The organism is Microbacterium sp., from assembly GCF_046295495.1.
In the GTDB taxonomy this organism is placed as follows: domain Bacteria; phylum Actinomycetota; class Actinomycetes; order Actinomycetales; family Microbacteriaceae; genus Microbacterium.
Genome location: NZ_JBKBNC010000053.1, coordinates 1 through 15,965 on the forward strand (window position 1 = coordinate 1; position 15,965 = coordinate 15,965).

Here is a 15,965-nt window from a genome sequence, read left to right on the forward strand (position 1 = left end):
CGCCGGCCGCCGCGGGCCCGGGGGGCGCCGCGGCGCGGCCGGTAGAGTCGTTGGGGTGAAACCGTTGTCTCGTGCCCTCGGCGTGCTGTCCCTGCTCCTCGCGATCGCGGCGGTGGCGGTGCCCCTGGTGGGGGTGGCGGTGCTGCTGCTGGCGGATTCGGCCTCGGTGGTCGCGAGCGCCGGCGGTGTCGGTCTGACGCTGGCGGTGGTCGGCGTCGTCCTCGCGGTGGGCGGCTATCTCGCCGGACGCCGCGAGTCGTCGACCGCGATGCCGATCATCGGGGGCCTCGCCTCCGTGTGCGTCGCCGTGGCGTTCCTGGTGGCGCAGCTCTTCTTCTGATCCTCGCGATCGGACTCACTCGCTCGACGGTGCTCCCGTGAGTCATCGACGTCCGTCCTGGTCTCACGCCGTCGTTCGAGGCGGTTCCGCAGCCCGGGGACGTTCAGGTACCCTCCCCTAGACTTCATCCCATGGGTGAACGTCTGCGACGAGATGCGAGAAGTCGACCGCCGCACGGGGAGCCCGATCCGGGGTCGAGCGACGCCGGGAACCCGTCGTCCCGTTCCGACCGCGCGCATCGTTCGCCCGAGGAGCGCTCGGGGCGACCGCGCGTCTGGCCCTGGGTCGTGGGGGGCGTGATCGGCGTCCTCACCGGCGGAGCCGCGCTGACTGCCGTGCTCGGGGCCACGCTCACGGTGCAGGCGATGGAGGTGCGCGACGATCTGCTCGCGGCCAAGTCGTCGATCGCCCAGCTCGGGCCGCTCGTCGAGGCGCGGGACGAAGCCGGGCTGCAGGCGGCCGCCGCCGACCTCAGCGCCCGCACGTCGCGCGCGGCGGCGACGGTGGACGGACCTCTGTGGGGTGTGGCGGCGCAGATCCCCACGGTGGGCGTGAACATCGATGCCGTCTCCCGCGTCACCCGCGCCGCGGACATCCTCGTCCGCGACGCCCTGCCGCCCGGCGTGCAGATGCTCTCCGGCCTCGACCTCGAGAAGCTGACCCTGGACGGCGGGGGGATCAATCTCCAGCCGCTCGTCCAGGCGCAGGACTCCCTCCCCGTCGTCTCGCAGGCGTTCTCGGCCGCGAAGGCCGAGACCGACGGCATCCGGTCCGCCGACCTGCTCCCCGCGGTGGCGGGACCGGTCGAGGAGATCCGCGACGTCGTGGACCGCGCCGCCCCCGCCCTCGACGTGGTGAACCGCTACCTGCCCACCATCCTCGACATCGCGGGGGCGAACGGGCCGAAGAAGTATCTCGTCGTGTTCCAGAACAACGCCGAAAGCCGCGCCACCGGCGGCAACCCGTCGGCGAACATCATCATGGACGTCGATCAGGGGTCGTTCCGGCTCCTCGATCAGGGCGGCCCGAGCACGTTCTACCGTCCCGGCGCGGCCGGCGAGCAGTTCACCGACCTCCCGGCCGAAACCCTCGCGCTGTACCCGTCGTCGTTCGCGCGGTATTCGCAGGACAACACGATGACGCCCGACTTCCCGACGACCGCGCAGCTGTTCCGCGACGCCTACTCGGCGGTGAGCGGGGGCCAGTTCGACGGTGTGATCTCGATCGATCCCGTCGTGCTCTCCTACATGCTCGACGTCGCCGGGCCCGTCGACGTCGCCGGGCAGACCATCACCGGCGAGAACGCCGTGCGGCTGCTCTTGAACATCGCCTACCAGAGGTTCCCCACGGCGCGACAGTCCGATGCCTTCTTCGCGGCCGTCTCCGAAGCGGTGTTCGTGCACCTGACCTCCTCGAAGTGGGATCCCACGAAGATGCTCGACGCGCTCTCGCGATCGGCCGACGAGAAGCGCGTCAACCTTTCGTTCACGAGTGCGGAGGCTCAGGCGCTCGTCACCGAAGTGGGTCTGGACGGTGGTCTGCGCACCGACAACACGGAGAAGACCCAGATCGGGACGTACCTGAACGACTACTCGGTCGGGAAGCTGGAGTACTACCTGACCCAGTCGGTCTCGGCGGTGTGCGACCCCGCAGCCCGCACCATCACCACGACGACGACTCTGGCCAGCTCGGTCCCGTCGTCCGGCCTCAGCGGCTACACGCTCGGGGAGCGCAACGCGGCGAACGGACTGGCTCCCACGGCGATGATGCTCAACGTGCTCTTCTTCGCGCCCCCCGGGGGAGAGGTCGTCTCGACCGATCCCGCGCAGAGCGACCTGGGCGGCTACGACCGCTCCGGCTCCGAGAAGGGCAACACCGCGCTCAGCCGCCTGGTGGTGGTCCCCGAGGGCGAGACCCGCACGGTGATCTCGACGGTGCGTCTCCCGGAGGGCCCGCTCGGCCCGCTCGACCTGCGGTATTCGCCCACGGCGACCAAGACGTCGGTGACCGTCGACGCCTCCTGCGGCAGCCTGTTCGGCTCGTGACGTTGCTCGCCGGGGTGACCGCGCGCGGCCGTCGGCCGCGGCATCCGAGGTCCGAAGCGGCCCGGACGTCGCGCGGTCCGCGCCGCGCGATCCCCGGGGATGCCGGAGCCCGGGCGGGTAGTGTGTCACTCCCGCGTCACCTCGATCCCCGCACCGCCCCCGACTGATGGAGTCCGCTCTGCTCTTCGCTCCCGGACCGGCACCCCGGCGCAGTTACGCGCGCGTGGGCAGCGCTGCCGCCCTGCTGCTCCTGTACGGGGCGATCGTGGCCGCGGTGACGATGTCGCCGACCCCCCTGGACCGCGGCTACCAGAGCGCGATCGCCCGCTTCCTCGCGGTGGTCCACCGGCACGGCGTCCCCGAGTGGTTCGGCTACCGCCAGCTGGAGTTCTCGGCGAACATCCTCATGTTCCTTCCGCTGGGGTTCCTGATCGGTCTCCTCGTGTCCAAGCGCCTGGCCTGGCTTCCGCTCCTCGTGATCCCCGCGCTGTCGATCACGATCGAGATCCTCCAGGGCCTGTTCCTCTCGCAGCGGTTCGCGAGCGTCCTCGACGTCGTGGCGAACACGGTCGGCGGGTACCTCGGTCTCGCGATCGTCGTCGTGCTCCGCGTGTTCGTCGAGGGGCGGGACCGCAAGATTATCGCCGTCGCCCTCTGGGAGCGCGACGTCGCGTTCGCACGGGCGCAAGGGCGCGCCGTCGCGCCCGCCCACGCGGGTCCGGCGGACGCCTCCTCACAGACCACCGCGGGTCGCTTCGACCCCGCGCAGACGAAGACGAAGACGGAGTTCCGATGATCGAGATCCTCACCGTGTGCACGGGCAACGTGTGCCGTTCCCCGCTCGCCGCCACCCTCCTGGCGACCCGCTTGGCCGACCTCGACGTGCGCGTGAACAGCGCCGGCACCTACGGTCTGCAGGGCGAGTCGATGACGGATGACACCAAGCGGCTGGCGGCGCAGCTCCAGGCCGGCCCCGAGCTCGTCGACGCGCATCGCGCGACGTACCTCACCGAGGCTCACCTGGCATCCCCCGATCTCATCCTCGCGATGAGCCGCGAGCATCGGCGCCGCATCGTCGAGCTCAGCCCCGCGCGCCTGCGCTCCACGTTGACCGTGCGGGAGTTCGCGCGGCTGGCGGCCGAGGTGACGGATGCCGAGATCGTCGAGAGCGCCACCGCTGCGGGCGACGACGATTCACGTCGGCTGCGCGCCGCGATCACCACCGTGATCGGAATGCGGGGGATGACGCCGCCTCCGGCCGACCCGGTCGACGACGACGTGGTCGACCCGTACCGCCGCTCGTGGGAGACCTACGAGCTCACCGGGGCGCAGCTGGCCCCCGCCGTGGACCAGGTCGTGCGGGTGGTTCGTTTGGCGCTGACGCGCTGAGGCCGGCGCGGTCCGGCAGCAGCCTCGCAGCGGAGGCTGGCGCCGGGCTACGCGCTGCGGGCGGCGCGCTTTCCTCCCGCGAGCGTGCGCTGCGGGCGGCGCGCTTTCCTCCGGGGAGCGGTCGAGTGCGCTTCGGCGCGACGGCGCGCACTCACCGAGGGGATCACCACGGGTGAGCGATCAGGCGCCGCCCGAGGGGTTCGGTGCCGGCACCACGGGATCGCTGGGCTGGGGCTGAGGATCCACGGGCTGAGGATCCACGGGCGCCGGCTCGACCGGAGGCTGCACCGGTTGCTCCTCTTGCTGCTGCTGCTCCTCCTGCTGCTGTTGCTGCTCGCGCTGCTGCTGCTCGCGCTCCCGCTGCTCGCGAAGCAGCTGCTGACGGCGCTGCTCGGCTTCTGCCGCGGCCTGCGCGGCGATCTCGTCCTCAGCGGCCTCCTGGCCGTCGCGCAGGGCGGTCACCGCGGTGAGGAACTCGCTGATCGCACCCGGTGCGGTCGTGGTGTCCACCTGCGAGACGCGTGCGGCGAGGGTGGTGACGTTGGTCCGCAGCGTCTCGTCGGCGAGGTCGTTGTCGCCGACCAGCGTCGTGGCCAGGGCGGGGAGGTCGCGCCCCAGCGCCGCGACGGCTTCGTCGAGCGGGCGGATGGTCTCCGCGAGCGTCCGCCGCAGATCATCGAGGTCGCTCGAGGCCGTCTGCGCCTCTCGGGTGCGCGAGTCGACGAAGTCGATCGCCGTGCCGACGGACTCGAGCGAGTCGCCGTCGATCGCGGGCCGGCGGTAGGCGGCCACCGTCTCGGGCATCTTCACGTCGTCGATCGCGGCGAGGAAGGCCTGTCGGGCGGCCTCGGTCGTGGCGGCGGCGGGGATGTCCCCGAGCTGGGCGAGACCGGCGAGAGGGGCGGCGAGCGCCTCGGCCTCGCTCTTGGCGCTCTGACGCGACTGCTCCAGGGTGGCGATGCTGTTGTTCACGCGCTGGATGTCGTTCGCGAGGACGGCTTCGTTCGCGGTGAGGGTGTTGAGCGCGTCGGTGGCCGGCGAGGCCGACGCGACGCTGATGCCCACCATGGTCGAGGCGGACACCACCGACACCACTGCCAGGGTCGCGGCGCCGATCGACAGCCAATCGCGGCCGCTGCGGCTGCGTCGCAGGCGCGCGGGCTTCTTCAGCGCCTGGAATTCGGGCTCGCTCACGCGCCGACTGCTGATCAGCTCCGAAAGGGCCGTCACCTCGTCGGGGAAGTCGGACCGCGAGGCGGTGGCCCGCGGAGCGCCGTTGAAGATCGCCTCGATGCGCCGGTTCGCGGCAGGATCGTCGAGCGTGCGGGTGACGCGTTCATCGCGTCGCCGCTGTGTGGCGAAGAGGTCCTGCATTCGAGTCATGGGAAATTCCTGGCGCGTAGTGTGAAAAGATCGTGCGTCGGAATTCAATGCTAACCGGGACGAACGGTCCCGCTCGGCGTTCGGGGGGTATTGCTCTTGCATTTGCGTGACGTCATCGCAGCGATTCGTCGAGGGTGGATGCTCGTCGTCGCGTGCATGGTGATCGGCGGTGCGGCGGGTACAGCCCTCGCGGTCGTCACCCCGACGACCTACAGAGCCTCCGTCGAGTTGTTCGTCGCGGCCGAGACCAACGGCACGGCCACTGGACTGATTCAGGGTCGCAGCTACGTGCGCCAGTCGCTCGAGAGCTTCGTCGACCTCGTGTCCAGCGCCGTGGTCGTGGACCCCGTCATCGACCAGCTCGGCCTCGCCGAGGGCGACGGAACGCTCGAGGCTCGGATCTCGGCCGAGAACCCGCCGAACACGCAGACGATCGTGATCACCGCGACGGATGCCGTGCCCAGCCAAGCCTCGCAGCTGGCGAACGCCGTCGCTCAGAGCTTCACGCAGGTGGTCGAATCGCAACTCCAGGCACCCCCGGGAACGGACGGCGTTGGGCTGCTCCGGGTCGAGACGGTGAGTCCGGCTCGCGTGCCGCTGGAGCCGTCGGCACCGGACTACCGGGTCAACCTCCTGCTCGGTCTGGCCCTGGGCGCGGGGCTCGGCATCCTCCTCGCGATCATCCGCACGATCATCGACACGCGCATCCACACCGCGGAGGGCGTCGAGTCGATCATCTCCGCACCGATCCTCGGGGGGATCCCCTTCGACCCCGATTCGGCCAAGCGCCCCCTCATCGTGCAGGAGTCGCCCCGCGACCCGAGATCCGAGGCCTTCCGGCGCGTGCGCACGTCCCTGCAGTTCGTGAACTTCGAGGATCGGTCGCCCGTCTACGTCGTCACCAGCGCGAACCCGGGTGAGGGCAAGTCGACGACGAGCGCCAACCTCGCCCTGGCCCTCGCCGAGGGCGGGGCGAGCGTGGCCCTCGTCGACGCGGACATGCGCAAGCCGCGCACGGCCGAGATCTTCGGCATCGAGGGGGGCGCCGGTCTCTCCGCCGTCCTCGCCGGCGCCGCGCCGCTGTCGGCGCTCCTGCAGCCGTGGGGCTCGGGGCGCCTCTTCGTGCTCCCCGCGGGAGCGCAGCCGCCGAACCCGGCGGAGCTCGTGGGATCTCCCACGATGGAGGCGACCCTCGACACGCTGCGTCAGGCCTTCGACTACGTCATCGTGGACTGCCCGCCCGTTCTGCCCGTCACCGACGCCGCCGTCCTGGCGCGCTTCGCCACCGGGGCGATCCTCGTCGCGGCGTCGGGTTCGACCCGCAAGCCGCAGCTCATCGACGCAGCCAAGGCCCTCTCCGCGGCGGACGTGCGCCTTCTCGGCGTGATCCTCACCAAGCTGCCGACGCGCGGTCCCGACACCTACGGGTACGGCGCCTACACCTACGGGATGACGCACCAGCCCACCGACGCGTGACATCCCGGCAATGAGGGTGTGACAGGATACAAAGGGGCGCAACAGCGGTGCCCATGACTTGTGATTGAAGGAATTCACCGTGGAGTTGCGCGACTACATCCGGATCCTGCACCGAAACTGGGTGCTGATCCTGGTGCTCACGATTCTCGGGGGAGCGGGCGGATTCGCCTACGCCGCGTCCCAGACGCCCCAGTACCAGTCCACGACGCGACTGTACGTCTCCGTCCAGGCCGACAGCGCGAACGCGGCCACCGGCGACCTGGTGCAGGGCACCACCTTCGCCCGCCAGATCGTCGCCAGCTACGTCGACGTCGTCACGAGCGCGCTGGTGCTCCAGCCGGTCATCGATGACCTCGACCTCGACACCTCGGTGGGCGCTCTCGCATCGCGGGTGACGGCCGAGGCTCCGCTGAACACGGTGAACGTGAACATCACCGTGACCTCCACGGATGCGCAGCAGAGCGCGGTCCTGGCCGACGCCATCGCCGCCAGCCTCGTCGACGCCGTTCAGACCACGCTCGAGCCGCCGGTCAACGATGGGGCCGCGAGCCCCGTGCGCCTCACGGTGGTCCAGCCGGCCGTCGAACCGAGTGCGCCCTTCAGCCCCCGCATCCCCGTCATCGTGGTGGTGGCCGCACTGTTCGGTCTGGTCGTCGCCGTGTTGATCGCGATCCTGCGCAACGCGCTGGACACCCGCGTGCGCACCCTCCACGACCTCGAGCAGCTCACCGACGCCCCGCTTCTGGGTGGGATCGCGTTCGACCCCGAGGCGACCAAGCGTCCGCTCATCGTCCAGGAGGATCCCCGCAGCCCCCGGTCGGAGTCCTTCCGCGCCCTGCGCACCAACCTCCAGTTCCTCAACGTCGAGGGTGGCCCCAAGCTCTTCGTCGTGACCAGCGCGGGTCCGGGCGAGGGCAAGTCCACGACCACGGCGAACCTCGCGATCGCCCTCGCCGAGACGGGCGCCCGCGTGGCACTCCTCGACGGCGATCTCCGCCTGCCCCGTATCGCCGACTACATGGGCATCGAGGGCGGTGTCGGCCTCACCGACGTGCTCATCGGCCGTGTCGAGGTGGCGGACGTGCTCCAGAAGTGGGGCCGCGGTCAGCTGTTCGTGCTGCCTTCGGGCCCGGTGCCCCCCAACCCGGCCGAGCTGCTGGGTTCGGTGGCGATGACGCAGCTGCTCGCCACGCTGACCGAGCACTTCGATTACGTGCTGATCGACGCCCCGCCGCTGTTGTTGGTGACGGATGCCGCGGTGCTGAGCAAGGTCACGCGCGGAGCGATCATGGTCGCCGCGTCGGGCAAGGCGAAGAAGCAGGAGTTCGAGGGTGCGCTCCGTACGCTCCAGACGGCGGGCGGCAAGCTCGTCGGCGTCATCATGACGATGCTCCCCACCCGCGGTCCGGACAGCTACGGCTACGGCGCGTACACCTACGGCGGAGACGGCGCGACCACGTCCTCGGCCTCGGGATCCGCGTCCACGCGAGCGAAGGGTGGCGCGAAGAAGCGCCGGCAGAAGCGCAGCAAAGTCGCGGCGAAGTCGTGACCGCGGCGCACAGCTGAACCGCGTCGCATCGTGATGAGCGAGGCTCGGAACCGCCCCACGGCCGTCATGCACGTCGTCGACCGTCTGACGGGTGGTGTTCCCGTCGCGGTCTGCGACTACATCCGCAACACCCCGTCCGGGGTGGCGCATACGATCCTCTCCCCGTGGGTCGACGGCGCGCCGTCCCCGATCTGGAACGGGGTGGTGGCGGAGCACGTCGACCTCGGCGCATCGCGACCGCGTCAGCCGCTGCGCACGCGTCGCGCCATCCGTGACGCGGCGCCCGACGTCGTGCACGCTCACTCGAGCTTCCCGGGGGCCTTCGTGCGGGCTGTGCGCCCGCGCGGTCCCCGCGTGGTCTACTCCCCGCACTGCTTCAAATTCGACGACCCCGGTGCCGGCCGTCCCCTGCGGACGGCGATCAGCGTGGCCGAGCGGCTGTTGGCGCGTCGCACCGACGTGTTCGCGGTGCTCTCGGCCCACGAAGGCCGGCTCGCGAGCGGACTCGGCGCCGACGCCCGGGTCACCCGTGTCCCGAACGCCCCGTCGGTGCCCCGACGCGGGACCTCGGCGACGGGCGTCAGGCCGCACCGCATCGGAATGGTGGGCCGGCTCGCGGGCCAGAAGGACCCGGGCATGATGATCGCGCTCGCGCGAGAGCTGGCATCCGCCCCCGCACCGGTCGAGGTCGTGTGGATCGGCGGCGGCGACGAGACCTGGGAGCGCCGGCTGACGGACGCCGGAGTGCGCGTCACGGGATGGCTGTCGAAGGAGCAGGTGACGGGCGAACTCGACGCCCTCTCGCTCTACGTCCACACCGCGTCGTACGAAGGCTTCCCGCTGAGCGTCCTCGATGCGGCGGCCCGCGGGGTGCCCGTCGTGGCTCGCCGGATCCCGTCGCTCGACGAGGCGGGGCTCGAGACGTTCGACGACGCACACTCCGGGGCCGCGCTCATCCGTCGCGCGCTCGAGGAGCCGGCTTTCGCCGCCGACCTCGCGGCTCGCGGCGAGAGCATGCTCACGCGGATGAACTCCGACACGCAGCGCGCGGCCCTGGATCGCGTCTGGCGCTCCTGACGCTCGTCAGGGCCCGGATGCCGCGGATAAGGCACTGCGGGCCCGTCGCGGCGCGTGAGAGCGCCACAGGGCCGGACGCTGCTCGAGGCGGCGCCGCGCGAAGGGGCGCGGCGCTTCAGCGCACCGACAGGGCGAGAAGCGAGCTGCCGCTCCAGCTCTTGTAGTCGTCGTACTGCTCGACACGCCCCACGAGGGCGGTGACCGGGCCCCCGGTCGTGGGCATCGGGCGCAGCAGCGCCGCGCCCGAGTCGAGCACCTTCTCGTCGTCGCGCCAGAGGCTCCACGAGCCGCCGGATTCTCCGCAGTGCCAGACCGCGCCATCCGGTCCGAAGGCCGCTCCGCAGGGATAGCGCTCGAGATGACGCCCGGTCGACCCGTAGGTCTGCGACGAGGTGTCACCCGAGCCGTCGAGGACGGTCTCGGTGTAGACGCCGTCCGCGGACACGTCCCCCGGGTACTCGACCGTGAGCACGGCGGGTGCGGCCGAGACGGGGCTCACGTCGAGCAGGCGTCGCGTGCCGTCCGTGCGGCCCAGCAGGGGCGTGAGCTCCTCCGCCTCGAGGTATTCCGAGGAGGTGACGTCGTGGGTGGTGGAGGGGCGCATGAGGTCGGTGAGGACGCCGGTACGCAGATCCAATTCGAGCAGATAGACGTCGCTGCGCCCCACCGCCGGGTTGTACCCCGCGGCGATGCGGACGGTGCCCGAGGAGGTGTCGTCGAAGCTCGAGGTCATGTAGGCCTGCTCGGGGAACGTCACCAGGCGTCGGTACTTGCCGTCGTACGTCGCCTCGCCCGTGGTCCAGTTCACCACGAGCTCCGCGATGCCCCAGTTGAGGTCGTTGCGCAGGAGCACCCAGAAGGTGTCGGTGTCGGTCGTCTGGGCGTCGGCGACGTGCAGGAGCTGACCGTAGGAGACCCGCGATCCCACGGTGATCTCCTGAACGGGTCGGCCCTCGAAGCTCTCCGCGCGACCGGAGCCCGGGGCGACGGAGATGTAGAAGTGCTCCTCGGTACCGTGGTGCGTCCACTCCAAAAGCGACCCGCGGCCGGGGATCGTGGCCCGCGCCGGAACGTTGTGGTCGTCGACCGGGGCGGTGGCCACGACCGTGCGCGACGTGGCTCCCGCGTCGTCGAGATCGACGGCCAGGATCTCGCCGGTCTCGCTCAACGCCGCGGTCGAGTACCAGCCCTCGTGCTGTTCCACCACGGGACCGGTCCACCACTCCTGGATGGCGTCGTCGACCTCGCCCACGATCTGCGTCGACGGCCCGGGAACCGGGGGAGTGGGAGGCGAGGGCGCGCACGCCGCGAGTGCGAGAGCGGCCCCCAGGAGGATGCCGAGGACGCCGCGCCGGCGCGCTCCCTCGGTCCGTCGTCCCGAACGAGGGTCGCCGGGGTCGCGCTCGCTCATCTGCCTCCGACCGCGCTCTGGAGCGACAGGACGATGTCCGTGCGCGCGGTGCGGATCTTCTCCGCGGAGCCCATGAGGCGCGCGTCGTAGTCGTCGCGCACCGCCTGGTCGGTGAGCAGCCCGTGCACCTGGGAGGCGACGGTGTCGACGTCGAAACCGTTCACGCGGTGCACCCACGGGGCGATGCCGAGGTCGTCGAAGGCTCCGAAACCCTTGCGCTCGTATGCGAGGTGCACCACGTAGTGCCCCGCCGCGAGCGCCATCAAGGCGGCGTGCAGACGCACGGCCACCACCACGCGCGGCGCTGCCTCCGCGCCCATGAGCTCGCCGCGTTCGATGGTGCGCGCCGGGCTGAGGGTCGCGGAGGCGGGACGGTCGTCGTTCCCGCCGATCGTGCTCTGGATGTACCCGTCGTAGGGCGAGATGCGGTCGGCCAGTGCGTAGATGTCGGGGTTGATGCGGCCGTGAACGCTGCGGATCGACAGCACCGGCTTCTCCGCGACGCTCGCCCCGGCACGACGGGCGGCCGCGATGGACGCCGCCGCCAGATCGGGGGTGCGCACCAGCGTCGGACCGGCGACCTCGTCGAAGGTGCGGTCGTCGCGGACCATCACGACATCGATCTGTCGCAGCAGTCGCGTGAGCACGCCGCGCGTGCCGAACCGGGCGGGGCCGATGCTCTGCGGCAGGTAGACCGACGGCGTCGACGACCGTGACGCGGCCAGCAGCTGCGGTCCCATGACCAGGGCCGCCTTCAGCAGTTCCACCGGAGTGCCCGCGCGGAGGTAACCACCGCCGACGCCGACGACCAGGTCGAAGTCGTCGATGCGGCGCAGCACGGCCCGCGTACGGCGGTCCCACCCGCGCGTGGTCGGGACCGTGGGGAGGGTCGGGATGCCGAGATCCGCGAAGCTGTCGGGACGGGACGCGAGCATCGTGGCGTCGACCGTGCCGAACGCCTCCTCGAGCAGAGCGAGGGTCTCGCGCACGAGGAGGCCGTCACCGGCGTTGTCGGCGGAGTAGGCGTGGAGGATGAGGACGCGGGGGATGCCGTTCATCGCAGGACCCCCCGGTAGACCTCGAGATGTTTGGCGACGCTGGCGTCCCACGTGAAGCGGCTGGCCCACGCGGTGCCCTCGGCACGACAGCGCTCTCGCGCCGCCTCGTCGGTGACCGCGGAGACGACTCCCGCGGCGACGGCGTCGGGCTCGAGCCCCGGGAGGCGCAGCGACGGACCGGCGACCTCGGCGAGAGAGCCCCGGTCGGAGGTCGCGACGACGGCGCCGGCGGCGAGGGCTTCGAGGACGGGGAATCCGAAGCCCTCGTAGAGCGACGGGAAGAGGAACACCTCGCACGCCTGCATGAGCGCCGCGCGATCGTCGTCGCTCACGAACCCGAGCGTGATGACATCGGGGGAGTTACGGATCTCGGCGAGCGAGTCGTCCGCGTTCCAGGCGGCCTTTCCGGCGATCACGAGCGGCAGGCCGAGGGCGCGCACCTCGGGGGTCGCGAACGCCCGCACCAGCGAGACCAGGTTCTTGCGCGGTTCGATGTTGCCCAGGTACAGCGCGAAGCGTTCGGGCAGGGCCTGACGAACCTCGGGCGAGAGGGCGGTCGGCGTCGAGAAGCGATCGAGGTCGATGCCGTGCTCGATCGTCGTGAGACGCTCCGGCTCCACGCCGAAGACGTCCGCGACGTCGGCCGCGCTGGAGTTGGAGACCGTGATCACGTGGTCGGCGGCGCTGATGGCCCGACCGACGCGGAAGCGCCACGCCTTCTCCTGCGCGGGGCGACGGGCGACGTCGATCCAGCGGCTCGCGACACCGTGGACGGTGACGACGGTGGGCGTGCGGGTGCCCAGGAGGGGCCCGGTGTCGCCCACGTAATGGAGGATGTCCCCCGCGGGGTGGCGGCGCACGCCGGCGAGGGTCTCGAGCGCGGCCGTCATGGCGGGGTGCGAACCCGCGGCGATCCGTCCGACCCTCACTCCCCGGGCCTGCAAGCCCGCGGCGACGGCACGCGCATAGGTGGTGTTGCCCCCGACGTGACGGTCCACGAAGCGCGAGGGCATGAGCACCCGCATCCGGTCATCGCTCACGGGGACGGTCACGAACGGATCCCGAGGACGGATTCGACCTCGGTCCACATGCGCTCGTTGCGCTCGAGGAGCACCGGCACCTGCGCGTCGAGACTCGCCGCCGTCTCGGCGTCGTTCAGGGTGTGACGGATGCGTGCGCCGATGTCGTCCGAACCGTCCGTCATCCAGGCGCTCGCGCCGAAGTCGTCCATCAGCTCGGCGTACTTGTGCGACCAGCCCAGGGCGACCACGGGGGTGCGCGAGGAAAGGGCGCTGACGAGGGCATGGAAGCGGCTCGCGACGACGATGCGGGCGTCGGACAGCACGCGCTTGAGCACGAGGGGATCGGCGCTCTCGAACGTCTCCACCTCGGTACGGGCCGACAGGGCCTTGGCGAGGGCGCGGTCGTTGTGCTCGTGGATCACCACGACGGCGCGCAGGCCCTGGGCGCGGAGTTCGGCCACGGCGTCGGCGAGGAACTGCGTGTACTGCTCGAGCGAGAGCTTGGTGTGGCTCAGCATCTTCGCGTTCGGCACGATCGCGCCGAACTCCCCCGAAACGGGGGAGACGATGCCGTCGGGCTTCAGGCCGACGGTGAAGTCGGGAGCCAGACGCACGTCGGCCTTCGCCCCCAGTCCCTTCACGAAGTCGAGGCTCTGGCGGTCGCGCGCGTACACGAGCTCGGCGCCGTCGAGCAGGGCCCGCGTCCAGCGCGCCTGCTCGGGGTTCGTGAAGGGGCCGAAGGCCTGCGGGAGGAAGACGCGAGGAATCCCGCGCTTCTTCCACGCCGCGCTGATCTTCGCCTCGCGCTTGCTGCGCTGGATGCTGAACGAGTCGCTGTAGGCGAAGCCGGCGGCATCCAGAACGCCGCCGACGTCCTTCGAGGCGACGAGGCCGAAGGCATCCTTGACCTGACGGGGGAGCAGGCCCCCGACGACTCCGGAGACGGCGGGCAGCTGGTTGAGCAGCAGCGTCTGGTGGAACCCGAGCGCACCGCGATCGTCGAAGTCGCTGCCGTTCGGCGAGACGGTCAGTTTGGCCCGCCCGCGCAAGCGGTTCGCCACCGCGATCATCATGAGGTGGGCACCCTTGTTGTGCGTGTTCACGCCACGCAGTTCGATCCACTCGGCAGTCATAGCGAGTTAAAGCTCCTTAGGGCGTCGAGGTGGCGCTTGGCCGAGTACGGGGTGGTGCCCTGCTCGTCGGCGTAGCCGTAGCCGATCAGCATCACCACGCGTTCGTGGGGTGCGAGGCCGAGCAGGCGGCTCATCTTCTGGTCGCGCGAGGCGATGTCCGGCCAGTTGATGCACACGGAGGCGACGCCCTGCGACTCGAGGCCGAGGATGAACGACATCGCCGCGAGGCAGCCGTCGGTGTAGATGAGGTGTCGGTCGCGCTCGTCGATGAACGCCGACATGTCGCCGACGATGACCGCGATGCCGGGGAGGTTCTGACCGTAACCGGCGGTTCCCATCGGAACCTTCGCCACGGCGGACACCTGCTCGGGGTCGTCGAAGAAGCGGAACGAGAACGGCTGACGGTTGCACGCGGTGGGCGCCTCGGCGGCGACCAGCATGGCCTTGTCGACGACCTCGTGCGGCACGGTGCGAGGCTGGAACCAGCGCACGGACTTGCGGCGCTTGGCCAGAGCCGTGAGCGCATCGATCTCGACGGGCGGCGCGTCGATGAACGGGGCGTGCGGGCCGCTCACGTTGTCGCGGTCGACGTTCCACGAGATGTCGGCGAAGCTGGAGCGCGCGCGGGCGATCGTCGGGTCCGAGCTCGAGGAGGTCGCCTCGAAGTAGCGCTCGAGCACCTCGCGGGCCCAGAGCTCGACCTCGGCCGAGATGATCGGCGGCATCGCCTGCGTGAGACTCGCCGCGAGCTTCACGGTCTCCTCGATGTAGGCCACCGCGAAGGTGTCGCGGCGCGGGCGCATCGTCAGCCCCTTCTCGGCCATGTGGATGTTGCGGCGCAGGAGGAACTCCAGCTTGCCGTCCTCGAGGCGGCGCCAGTACTCCTGGTTGCCCCGGGCCACGACCAGGCGCTCGCGCCGATAGGCGTCGCTCCAGAACGTGAAGTACAGGGAACGCTCGACCGCATTGCCCTTGCGCAGACGGACGCGCAGGCGTTCCCGCAGGCGTCCCGCGGCCTTACGAAGCTTCTTCTTCATGGCTGCCTTTCTTTCGCGCTCTGCGTACCGCCGAGGCCAGGAGTCTGACCGGATAAACGAACGCCAATGTCATCTGAATGCCGGCGACGCGCGTCGTCTTCGTGGCGAAACAGGAGAGGTAGGACGCGACGAAGTACGAGAACACCGTCGCCCACGCGCTTCCTAGAATCCCCCAGGTTGGAATGAGAAGGAAATTGAGGCCGATGTTCAGCGCGGCGCCGAGCGCATTCCTGGTGAGGGAGGCGACCAGCACATTCTCGGCGAGGATGAATTTGCTGAACACCGCGGCCATGAAGACGAACGGCAATGCGAGCACGTGAATCTGCAGCACCGGTCCGGAGTCGGCGTATTTCGCGCCGTAAATGGTGGTGAGCAACCAGGGCCCGACCACGAGCAACACCGCCGCGATCAGCACCCCTGCCCAGAAGGCGCGGTCGTAGCTGGCCTGCAGCTCCTGCTTGTACTCGCGGCTCTTCTCTCCGTGCTGCCGGCGCACCTGCAAAAGCCGAGGGAAGGTCGCCGTCATGAACACGACGGGGAGGAAGTAGAGCATCTCCGACAGGCGCGCGGCCGCCGAGTACAGGCCGACGGCCGAGCTCGACAGCAGCGCCTGGATGATGATGACGTCACCGCGGGTGTTGATCTGCGTCGCGAGGCTCGAGAGCATGAGCACCCACGAGCTGCCCAGCAACGCCCGGGGGGTGGCGATGTCGGGCGCCGCGAAGCCGGGGGACTCGCGGTCGACGCGGTAACGCACGAGCAGCAGCGTCGACACGACGACGCCCTCGACCACGTACAGGATGACGAACGTGAGCAGGTCGGCGCCGAGCGCGGCGAGCACGAGGCGCACGACGAGCATGACGACGACCACCGAGATGCGTACCGGGGCGGTGCTGCCGCTGCGTGCCTTCGATTGGAACCACAGCTCACTGGCATCCAGGCCGCGGGCGAACAGCACGAGCAGGGCGATCGCGGTGGTGCCGACGATCGCCGCGTCACCCACGACCATCGAGACCGATAGCAGGACCAGGTAGGCGACGACGGC

At 70.5% G+C, this 15,965-nt stretch carries 14 protein-coding genes; 7 read left to right on the plus strand and 7 right to left on the minus strand.

Translation table 11 applies throughout. The features are described 5' to 3' along the window. Positions 1 to 55 precede the first annotated feature (55 nt). The 4 genes from ACK4LS_RS13390 (at position 56) to ACK4LS_RS13405 (ending at position 3,774) form a co-directional block, all read left to right on the plus strand. Positions 56 to 340 (plus strand): hypothetical protein, encoded by a 285-nt coding sequence (locus ACK4LS_RS13390; RefSeq protein WP_409718136.1) that lies wholly within the window; start codon positions 56 to 58, stop codon positions 338 to 340. A gap of 296 nt (positions 341 to 636) precedes the next feature. Further along, on the plus strand, positions 637 to 2,385 hold the full coding sequence (locus tag ACK4LS_RS13395) for a DUF4012 domain-containing protein (RefSeq protein WP_409718138.1): 1,749 nt from the start codon (positions 637 to 639) through the stop codon (positions 2,383 to 2,385). Between the two features lie 166 nt (positions 2,386 to 2,551). Continuing rightward, entirely contained in the window at positions 2,552 to 3,181 is a 630-nt protein-coding gene (locus tag ACK4LS_RS13400) for a VanZ family protein (protein WP_409718140.1), read from the plus strand. After that, complete coding sequence (locus tag ACK4LS_RS13405; RefSeq protein ID WP_409718143.1) at positions 3,178 to 3,774, plus strand: low molecular weight phosphatase family protein; 597 nt, start codon at positions 3,178 to 3,180, stop codon at positions 3,772 to 3,774. The genes ACK4LS_RS13400 and ACK4LS_RS13405 overlap by 4 nt, the downstream gene beginning before the upstream one ends. A 180-nt stretch (positions 3,775 to 3,954) precedes the next feature. Here ACK4LS_RS13405 and ACK4LS_RS13410 read toward each other — a convergent pair whose 3' ends face one another. After that, positions 3,955 to 5,157: a hypothetical protein gene (locus tag ACK4LS_RS13410; protein ID WP_409718146.1), complete on the minus strand. Its 1,203-nt coding sequence runs from the start codon at positions 5,155 to 5,157 to the stop codon at positions 3,955 to 3,957. Between the two features lie 102 nt (positions 5,158 to 5,259). Here ACK4LS_RS13410 and ACK4LS_RS13415 point away from each other — a divergent pair, with 102 nt between their 5' ends. The 3 genes from ACK4LS_RS13415 to ACK4LS_RS13425 all read left to right on the plus strand — a co-directional run bounded on the left by ACK4LS_RS13415 (position 5,260) and on the right by ACK4LS_RS13425 (position 9,259). After that, positions 5,260 to 6,633, plus strand: a complete 1,374-nt coding sequence (locus ACK4LS_RS13415; RefSeq protein WP_409718173.1) for a polysaccharide biosynthesis tyrosine autokinase — start codon at positions 5,260 to 5,262, stop codon at positions 6,631 to 6,633. Between the two features lie 79 nt (positions 6,634 to 6,712). After that, positions 6,713 to 8,182: a polysaccharide biosynthesis tyrosine autokinase gene (locus ACK4LS_RS13420; protein WP_409718148.1), complete on the plus strand. Its 1,470-nt coding sequence runs from the start codon at positions 6,713 to 6,715 to the stop codon at positions 8,180 to 8,182. Positions 8,183 to 8,215: 33 nt separating this feature from the next. Then, positions 8,216 to 9,259 carry a glycosyltransferase family 4 protein gene (locus ACK4LS_RS13425; RefSeq protein ID WP_409718152.1) on the plus strand — a complete coding sequence of 348 codons (1,044 nt, stop codon included), beginning with the start codon at positions 8,216 to 8,218 and terminating at the stop codon, positions 9,257 to 9,259. Positions 9,260 to 9,374: 115 nt separating this feature from the next. On the opposite strand, the gene ACK4LS_RS13430 is transcribed toward ACK4LS_RS13425, so the two are convergent. From ACK4LS_RS13430 to ACK4LS_RS13455, 6 genes are all read right to left on the minus strand, one after another. Continuing rightward, a complete protein-coding gene (locus ACK4LS_RS13430) occupies positions 9,375 to 10,670 on the minus strand; it encodes a hypothetical protein (protein WP_409718155.1) in 1,296 nt (431 codons plus the stop codon). Then, positions 10,667 to 11,728 carry a polysaccharide pyruvyl transferase family protein gene (locus ACK4LS_RS13435; RefSeq protein WP_409718158.1) on the minus strand — a complete coding sequence of 354 codons (1,062 nt, stop codon included), beginning with the start codon at positions 11,726 to 11,728 and terminating at the stop codon, positions 10,667 to 10,669. The genes ACK4LS_RS13430 and ACK4LS_RS13435 overlap by 4 nt, the downstream gene beginning before the upstream one ends. Further along, the gene (locus ACK4LS_RS13440) at positions 11,725 to 12,780 is read right to left on the minus strand and encodes a glycosyltransferase family 4 protein (RefSeq protein WP_409718161.1); all 1,056 of its coding nucleotides are present in this window, start codon (positions 12,778 to 12,780) and stop codon (positions 11,725 to 11,727) included. Before ACK4LS_RS13440 ends, ACK4LS_RS13435 begins: the two co-directional genes overlap by 4 nt. Continuing rightward, complete coding sequence (locus ACK4LS_RS13445) at positions 12,777 to 13,883, minus strand: polysaccharide pyruvyl transferase family protein (protein WP_409718164.1); 1,107 nt, start codon at positions 13,881 to 13,883, stop codon at positions 12,777 to 12,779. Before ACK4LS_RS13445 ends, ACK4LS_RS13440 begins: the two co-directional genes overlap by 4 nt. Next, on the minus strand, positions 13,880 to 14,920 hold the full coding sequence (locus tag ACK4LS_RS13450; protein WP_409718167.1) for a nitroreductase family protein: 1,041 nt from the start codon (positions 14,918 to 14,920) through the stop codon (positions 13,880 to 13,882). The genes ACK4LS_RS13445 and ACK4LS_RS13450 overlap by 4 nt, the downstream gene beginning before the upstream one ends. Then, a partial coding sequence (locus tag ACK4LS_RS13455; protein WP_409718170.1) for a flippase occupies positions 14,901 to 15,965 on the minus strand: 1,065 nt, incomplete at its 5' end. The genes ACK4LS_RS13455 and ACK4LS_RS13450, both read right to left, overlap by 20 nt.

What these genes read in the sequence shown, in the direction of transcription:
- ACK4LS_RS13400 (WP_409718140.1), top strand. Translation starts at nt 2,552, where the DNA reads ATGGAGTCCGCTCTGCTCTTCGCTCCCGGACCGGCACCCCGGCGCAGT.
- ACK4LS_RS13405 (WP_409718143.1), top strand. Translation starts at nt 3,178, where the DNA reads ATGATCGAGATCCTCACCGTGTGCACGGGCAACGTGTGCCGTTCCCCG.
- ACK4LS_RS13410 (WP_409718146.1), bottom strand. Translation starts at nt 5,157, where the DNA reads ATGACTCGAATGCAGGACCTCTTCGCCACACAGCGGCGACGCGATGAA.
- ACK4LS_RS13425 (WP_409718152.1), top strand. Translation starts at nt 8,216, where the DNA reads ATGAGCGAGGCTCGGAACCGCCCCACGGCCGTCATGCACGTCGTCGAC.
- ACK4LS_RS13430 (WP_409718155.1), bottom strand. Translation starts at nt 10,670, where the DNA reads ATGAGCGAGCGCGACCCCGGCGACCCTCGTTCGGGACGACGGACCGAG.
- ACK4LS_RS13435 (WP_409718158.1), bottom strand. Translation starts at nt 11,728, where the DNA reads ATGAACGGCATCCCCCGCGTCCTCATCCTCCACGCCTACTCCGCCGAC.
- ACK4LS_RS13445 (WP_409718164.1), bottom strand. Translation starts at nt 13,883, where the DNA reads ATGACTGCCGAGTGGATCGAACTGCGTGGCGTGAACACGCACAACAAG.
- ACK4LS_RS13450 (WP_409718167.1), bottom strand. Translation starts at nt 14,920, where the DNA reads ATGAAGAAGAAGCTTCGTAAGGCCGCGGGACGCCTGCGGGAACGCCTG.